Here is a 7,174-nt window from a genome sequence, read left to right as displayed (position 1 = left end):
TTTTAAATAGTCTAAAGTGGCTATTCGCTCGGCTGAATGTTGCGACCAATCACCAGGGACATTCATCTTTTGTTCAGTGTAGAACTCTTTCATGATATCATTGTAGTGAGCAATGGCTTCATCTTGCTCTGCCAATTTATAGGTTTCCCGGTGGAATACAGCTGACTGAGGTAGGCGCGGCTTAACAACAGGTTGTGCTTCAGGATTGGGATAGCCTACACAAAACCCAAATATAGGGAAGACAAAAGGTGGCAAATTCAATAACGTAGCTACCTCTTGGGTGCTTTTGCGAAGTGCGCCGATATATACTGTTCCCAAACCAATAGATTCAGCCGCTACAGTCGCATTTTGCGCTGCGACTGAAGCATCGACTATGGCTTTAACCAACAGTTCTACGTAATCCAGAGCTACAGGAGTTAGTCCGCGACTTAGGGCAACATGAGCTAGACGACCTAAATCTGCTAACCAAATGAAGAATACGGGAGCTTGGTTAATCCATACTTGATTATTAGCCAGCCTGCATAATTCTGCTTTGCGTTCTTGGTCTTCAACTGCTACTACACTCCAGGTTTGCATATTAGCTGAACTAGGAGCAGATTGAGCAGCAGCAACTAGCCATTCTAGGGTTCCTGGTGGTAAAGGATCGGATAGATAAGACCGGACTGAACGGTGGGCTATTAGCGTTTCTAGAGAATCGTTCCAGTCAATTTCGTGATTGAAGGGAACTTCACCGTAGCGCGATCGCAGTAGTTCTGTAGGATTAGTCATAGTAAGCTTTTGAACCTGAACGCTTTTTGACGATTTCAGAGGGATTACCAACAACGAAAAGGAAGAATCAGAAAATCAGGAGGCTGATTTTCTGACAAAAGTAGAGAGAAAATACTTAATTGCTACGCAGCTAGCTGGGTTTCTCCAAAATCTGAAGTTAGATCGTTCCGAAAAAAAGCAACTCGTAAGGCTAGCCGATACTCAGATGCAGGACAAGTAAGCGGAGTTACCGTATGCCAAGAATTGTCAGAACGTGCGATCGCAACTGAGGAATCACTAAGGGGTAGAATATCTTGGAAGGCAGATTCCGGCTGGGAGTCTTTGAGAATTCGCAAACAGCCTCCCCACTCTACAGACCATTGTTGATTGAAAAATAGCAGATGAGTCAAAACTTTGTTCAGCTCGTCTGTATGAGGGTGATGCAACTGTCCTGAGCTATATCGGCGAAATCCAATATCCATTACACAGTCCTTTAGTTCCAACCCAGACATTTCAGCTATGGCTTTGCGGTAAGAATCTGTCCACAATCCTTCTATCAACTGTCGCCAAACTCTACTCAGGTGTCTCAAGTCATAAGTAAGTCTGCCTTGTGCCATCCGCTCTCGCCAGCGATTATCGCTAGATTTGAGCATCAAGGAAATATCCTCGCTAGTAGCAAGCATCTTTCCCCAAGAATATCCATATCCCTCTCCCTCCGACAGGCGAAACTCTTCGTGGGGAAAACTCGCAGTTAGTTCTAAACTTGCTTCTGGTGAAAGCAGGTTTTTGATCAAAGCCCAATTGTATGGGACTTTTTGCATTGCTGTGGTACGAATGGAATCAAAATTAAGCATGGTAGAAAAAACCTTTAGTAGAATTAACCAATCATGATTACCCTGGACATCAAGTGGTATTGAACTAGGGGCTGGGGACTAGGGACTGGGAAGATTTAGATGGAGATTCAGACCCTAACAGAACTTACTCATATTTTCTTGCCCAGTACCCAGTCCCAGATCCCCCATCCCGATCGCAATAATTTTGTAGGATTTGTCATAGCCAACTTTTGAACTTGAACGCTTTTTTACAATTTCAGAGGGATTACCAACCTCATTGCAAATTTGTTTAGGTGCAAGACAACTCGCTTTACCGATAGCGGTTCTTCACCACTGCTCAAAATAAGTCCAGATCAACCTCTCCAGGATCAAACTGCTTTCCCTGCTGTTTGAGTGATTGTCCTTGGAGACTACGCAACAGGGAGCGGAAAACATCAGTCTTAGTGCGTTGGAACCGCTTGCACTACTGCTCTAGAAGTTGCCGTTCTTCTGGAGACAATTGAAAAGTGATCCATCCTTGCTCTTTTCTCGGCATAGCTATTACCAACATAATTGGTAATATTCTAGCAGTTGGTACAATAACTGCGATGCCTGCGGCGGGCTGCGCCTACGCTAACCAGAGACGGAATTGTGATGCTTTCTTAACCCTCCCGACTCCCCATTAAGTTCACCTTTGGGGAACAAAACTCAGGAGTTCTTCAACAGTGAGACTGCGCTTAACTTTTACTGACTCATGCTTTACAGCATCCAGCACTGATTGAATTTCTGGCTGACTGAGTATGATTCCATGTTCTTGCAGCACACTGATGATCAGATGCCGACCGGAATGTTTGCCTACAACAAGGCGACGTTCCCAACCAACATCTTCCGGCGCAAAAGGTTCGTAAGTACCGGGATTTTGCAACACACCATGAGCATGAATCCCTGACTCGTGTGCAAAAGTATTTTCACCCACGATCGCTTTCCAGGGAGGAACCGGCCAATTGGCAGCTTTAGCAACTAATCGCGATAGTTCCAGCAACCGTTTTGTATTAATACCTGTTGGGATGTTGTAAAGGTGTTTCAGTGCCATCACCATTTCTTCCAACGCCGCATTACCTGCGCGTTCACCAATCCCATTTACTGTAGTGTTAACCGATCGCGCTCCTGCTTCAATACCAGCTAGCGAGTTCGCCATTGCCAGTCCAAAATCATTATGCGTGTGCATTTCTATGGGAATGAATAGATGATGCACAAGGGAGCGAACTTTGCTGTAAGTGTTCAGAGGGTCGAGAATTCCTACAGTGTCACAAAAGCGAAACCGGAAAGCTCCCAACTCTTGAGCATAAAACGCTACATCCAATAGAAAAGATGGATCGGCTCTGGAAGAATCTTCTCCGCCAACAGATACAGCTAAACCGCGATCGCAAGCAAAATTAATCGCATCCCGCAAAAGATCCAGCATTACCTGCTGCTTACCCCCAAACTTGGCGGCAATCTGAATTTCTGAGACGGGAACGGAAATATGCACCCGTTCCAAACCACAATCTATAGATGCCTGGATATCGGACAATTTAGCACGGTTCCAGCCAAGTAACTGGGCATTTAATCCCAGATTAGCGATCGCTCGGATCGACTCTGCTTCTTCTTGTCCCATTGCCGGAACGCCAATTTCCAATTCTGGAACACCAATGGCATCAAGAAAAGTGGCGATCGCAATTTTTTCTTCAACATTAAAGGCTACACCTGCGGCTTGTTCGCCATCTCGCAAGGTTGTATCGTTAATCTGAACTGGATGTTTATTCATCGTGAAGTCATGATTCATGATCAGCTAACTTGTTGGGTGATTTTGATTTGCTTGAGTAATTCATAATTGAAATGCACAGCAGCTAACTTGAGTTGTGGAAAGTAAAAGACATATTTCTTAGCCGTGGGTTAATAATTACGAATTACGTTAGCGACGCGAAAAGCGAGTCTGCGTGCGTAATTACAAATTACGAATTACGAATTACGAATTATTTAAATATTTGCTACAACTTCCCCAATCTTGCTAGTGTCATAGCCGCCGAGAATCTCTAATTGCGATCGCACTAGCTGATGTCCCAAGATACTGAGGAACTGTTTTACTGGTTCTTCTTGCAAGTATTCTTTAATAATCACCAAGTCGTATCGCGCACTATGAAGGGGGATAAATCCCAACCCAAAAGCAGCAGCTATAGATGCCGTACTAATCCCTGCATCAGCAATTCCTGAGACTACAGATAAGGCAACATCTTGATGGCTGTGGACGATATGGGTAAATCCTTTCACAGTCTGGGATGGCACTCCTTCTTCTTGGAGTTTCCGTTCTAAAAGCATCTGACCGCCAGAACCCGCTTCATGGGTGACAATAGTTGCTCCAAATTCTACTAAGTCGGAAACTGTTTTAATTCCCCTTGGGTTTCCTGGTGGGACTAACAAACCTTCTTCCCAAACTCCAAGGGTAATCAAAACGGCACTCTTGCCTGTTAAGGCTTCCCGCACAAAGGGAATGTTATGTTCCCCAGTTTTGGGATCGTATAAGTGCATTCCTGCAATATGAACTTCACCTTTGCACAGACTATGCAATGCAGCCTTGCTGTGGGCGAAACGATAATGAATTCGCAGTTGCGGATGCCAACGTTCAGTTGCTCTTGCCAAGAGGGAAAGCACAGGTGTACAACCAGCAATCACAACTGTATTGTGTAGTTTGTCTATATCATCCAGAATCCGAACCAGGACTTTATTTGTAACGTTTTGGTTTTGTGCTTCACCCTCCGATTGACGCTCATCACTAGCTACTTCTGACGCTAATGGCAATTTGCTGATGCTGGGTAACTCTTCCACCCTTACGGATTCCTTAGCATCAGGGTAGATCGCTGCAAGCGTCTCACCATCAGCTGGAATCATTTCGATCCGAAAAGCATCATTCCCAACGAGGGGATAAGCTATCCATTGATCCCCAACCCGCGCTAGACTAACTCGCGATCGCTGTTGCTTAGGGACTGATCCCGTAAGAATTGCCTCAACTTCTGGTAAATCTTCTTCAAACCAGAATAAGTCCTCGACTTGGCAGCCAAGAGCTTTGGCTAAACGCAGTGACATAGCAACAGAAGGAGCATATTGTCCCAATTCCACACCACCAATACTCTGACGAGTTACGCCAGCTATATTAGCTAATTCTTGCTGACTCATACCCAAGCGAGTTCTAATTGACTTCAGGTTATTGCAAAGATTCACATCCAGTTTCATGAGGCTGTATATCTCCGTTAGAAAAAGCCACAGCAGATAAACTTAAATTTGTTGGGTCAATAGCAAAGTTTTCTAGTGTTTGCCGTTTTGTTGTCAGACATATTGATGTTTTGACAATTTTGCTTATTTTCTGCAAGCATAGCATACATATTGCTAGAATACTTGCATTTTTGGATACTATTTTAGTGATTTAGCGTAGCTTGCCAACCTAGGCATCGCCAACGGTGGCAAGCTACGTCACCAAAAAAAACTTAGTCCGAGTGCGGTAAATCCTGATCTAGATGCCAATTGCCTTTTTTAGTTGGTACTGCCACCCACTGAAGTTCCAACCATAAGATCGGGTTCTTTTCCTTCAACCTTGAGGCGGGATCGCGAATAATGCGTGTGGCATTTATGCAAACAGCCTGACATATCCCTAAATCTTGAGCAACGCCTCTGAAAACATCTTTGTTGTCATTAATTGAGGCAAACAGCATATTCGGATAATAAACAACAAAATGTTGTATAAGTTTTGGAGGGCAGCCCCAGTAAGAGTTTACGAGTTCGACGTGGCAGTACTGGAGCAACTCACCTACTTTGGCGCAGCGTTCCTTGACTACGGTGATAAATTTTTCGACTAAAACCTCTTCGGTCAACATAATGAGTTCTCCTCCTTCAATGAGGTAGACGAATTTTGGCGTGGTTCAGAACGCCGATTTCTCAAATGGTGGTAAGAAGTTTACGCAGTTTTTTCTGCTTTTTCGAGTCAGAGATCGCCAATTGCTCCAGACACTTTGTATGAGGGATAACCCCTACTGCATCGTCCTATTCAAGAGGTATCTCCGAAAATGAATCTGCAACCTTTGTGGAGCTTGAGGTGATACCTAATGTTTGGAGGTGTCTAAACAACCCAAACTGTACCAGCAGTTCCTCTAGCTGATCGTTAGACATAGATTTCGGAGTGACAAAATCTGTATTCTGGTCAATTGCCATTGCTAGGTTGCGATAGTGCTGCGCCTGTTCAGACTCAGGAGCATACTCAATCACCGTCTTGCGGTGGAACTCTGCTTGCTGCACCATATTGTCTCTGGGTATGGAGTAGATCATTTGAGTCCCCAGTTTCTCTGCCAGAGCGTTGATCAAATCATCTTCCTCATCGACTTTGCGAGAGTTGCAAATCAATCCTCCCAGACGTATACCGCCTATGGGTGCATACTTTTGAATACTTCGGCAGATGTTGTTGACGGTATACATTGCCATAATTTCCCCAGAAGTGATAATGTAAACTTCTTGAGCTTTGCGTTCACGAATGGGCATGACAAATCCACCGCATACCACGTCCCCCAGACCGTCATAAAATGTATAATCAAGTCTAACTGCATCATCATAAGCACCAAGTTGTTCCAGCAACCCAATTGATGTCAGAATGCCTCTACCTGCACATCCTACACCAGGTTCCGGCCCACCCGATTCCACACACAGCGTCTTCCCCCATCCCACCTGGCGGAAGTCTTCTAGATTCAAATCATCATCTTCTTCTTTACGCAACGTGTCGAGTACAATCTTCTGGTGGAATCCCCCCAAGAGGAGCCGGGTGGAGTCTGCTTTTGAGTCACACCCTACAACCATCACCTTACGATCCAGATCAGTGAGTCCAGCCACTACATTTTGAGTTGTTGTGGACTTGCCAACTCCCCCTCTTCCATAAATAGCGATTTTCCGCATAAAAACCTCAATAATGGCGCAGACTTATTAATTTGGCTCCCAGATTATAGTGTAATCAAGTAGAGTATTGAATCAAATTGGAGTTGTAATTCTTGAAAGTATTTACTACCCAGTTTGTGACTGAATTGATGCTGTTAGATAGTGGACATTAACCGTCTATCCAGCACTATAAATATTGCAGTTATTTGCTAGAAGTTAAACAGCTTCTTACAGATATGGCAGTAAATATTAGCGGGATGCGAGATACAACAAGGGTGCTAAAAATTAGTTCCAATCCTGTCACCAAAAATACAAAAAACTTCCAACAGATACGGCAGATGAATGAGAAATTTCTGTTTACTCACAGCAAGACAAGTATTATTTTCGCTGCAAAGAAGATACATAAAAAAATCAGTCCAGCCTACGCTATGGTAATGGCTTCGCCAAACGAAAAACCGATTTTTAGGCGGTTTTGCTCCACTTCGATTAACGTTATGCCATCACCAATAACTGATGAGGCTGGTCTGATACTCACTTCAAAGGAATCTAAGGAGTTTTTATTCTGGTTTTAGATTCCCTATAAATAAAGAATATCATACATCTGGCCAATTTACTTGCGCTGATCAATTAATTTACAAAGAGTATTCGTGGTTACAATTAGT

Annotated in this window: 8 protein-coding genes and 1 pseudogene; 2 read left to right on the top strand and 7 right to left on the bottom strand. The window is 43.9% G+C overall.

Annotated elements, in window-relative coordinates; translation table 11 throughout:
* The 3 genes and pseudogenes from V7K25_RS27375 to V7K25_RS31715 all read right to left on the bottom strand — a co-directional run.
* The coding region (locus tag V7K25_RS27375; RefSeq protein WP_335162452.1) for an NADPH-dependent oxidoreductase at positions 1–768 on the bottom strand (768 nt) is incomplete at its 3' end.
* 122 nt (positions 769–890) lie between these two features.
* On the bottom strand, positions 891–1,601 hold the full coding sequence (locus V7K25_RS27370) for a 2OG-Fe(II) oxygenase (RefSeq protein WP_335162450.1): 711 nt from the start codon (positions 1,599–1,601) through the stop codon (positions 891–893).
* A gap of 373 nt (positions 1,602–1,974) precedes the next feature.
* Positions 1,975–2,115, bottom strand: a pseudogene (locus tag V7K25_RS31715) (CopG family transcriptional regulator); the annotation flags it as partial.
* Between V7K25_RS31715 and V7K25_RS27360 the strand changes: the two are divergent.
* The gene (locus V7K25_RS27360; RefSeq protein ID WP_335162448.1) at positions 2,087–2,245 is read left to right on the top strand and encodes a hypothetical protein; all 159 of its coding nucleotides are present in this window, start codon (positions 2,087–2,089) and stop codon (positions 2,243–2,245) included. The pseudogene V7K25_RS31715 and the gene V7K25_RS27360 overlap by 29 nt on opposite strands.
* A gap of 2 nt (positions 2,246–2,247) precedes the next feature.
* Here the strand turns inward: V7K25_RS27360 and nifV are convergent, their stop codons facing one another.
* From nifV to nifH, 4 genes are all read right to left on the bottom strand, one after another.
* The gene (gene nifV, locus V7K25_RS27355) at positions 2,248–3,366 is read right to left on the bottom strand and encodes a homocitrate synthase (protein ID WP_335162456.1); all 1,119 of its coding nucleotides are present in this window, start codon (positions 3,364–3,366) and stop codon (positions 2,248–2,250) included.
* A gap of 212 nt (positions 3,367–3,578) precedes the next feature.
* A complete protein-coding gene (locus tag V7K25_RS27350) occupies positions 3,579–4,829 on the bottom strand; it encodes a substrate-binding domain-containing protein (RefSeq protein ID WP_335162446.1) in 1,251 nt (416 codons plus the stop codon).
* 251 nt (positions 4,830–5,080) lie between these two features.
* The gene (locus tag V7K25_RS27345; RefSeq protein WP_335162444.1) at positions 5,081–5,467 is read right to left on the bottom strand and encodes a hypothetical protein; all 387 of its coding nucleotides are present in this window, start codon (positions 5,465–5,467) and stop codon (positions 5,081–5,083) included.
* A 166-nt stretch (positions 5,468–5,633) separates the two neighbouring features.
* Positions 5,634–6,548 carry a nitrogenase iron protein gene (nifH, locus tag V7K25_RS27340; protein WP_335162454.1) on the bottom strand — a complete coding sequence of 305 codons (915 nt, stop codon included), beginning with the start codon at positions 6,546–6,548 and terminating at the stop codon, positions 5,634–5,636.
* 170 nt (positions 6,549–6,718) lie between these two features.
* Here nifH and V7K25_RS27335 point away from each other — a divergent pair, with 170 nt between their 5' ends.
* Entirely contained in the window at positions 6,719–7,084 is a 366-nt protein-coding gene (locus V7K25_RS27335; protein ID WP_335162442.1) for an IS1-like element transposase, read from the top strand.
* The last annotated feature ends 90 nt before the right edge of the window (positions 7,085–7,174 follow it).

This window comes from Nostoc sp. (genome assembly GCF_036919495.1).
GTDB lineage: Bacteria > Cyanobacteriota > Cyanobacteriia > Cyanobacteriales > Nostocaceae > Nostoc.
The sequence above is the reverse complement of the archived record's forward strand: the minus strand, read 5'-3'. Positions and strand labels throughout refer to the sequence as shown.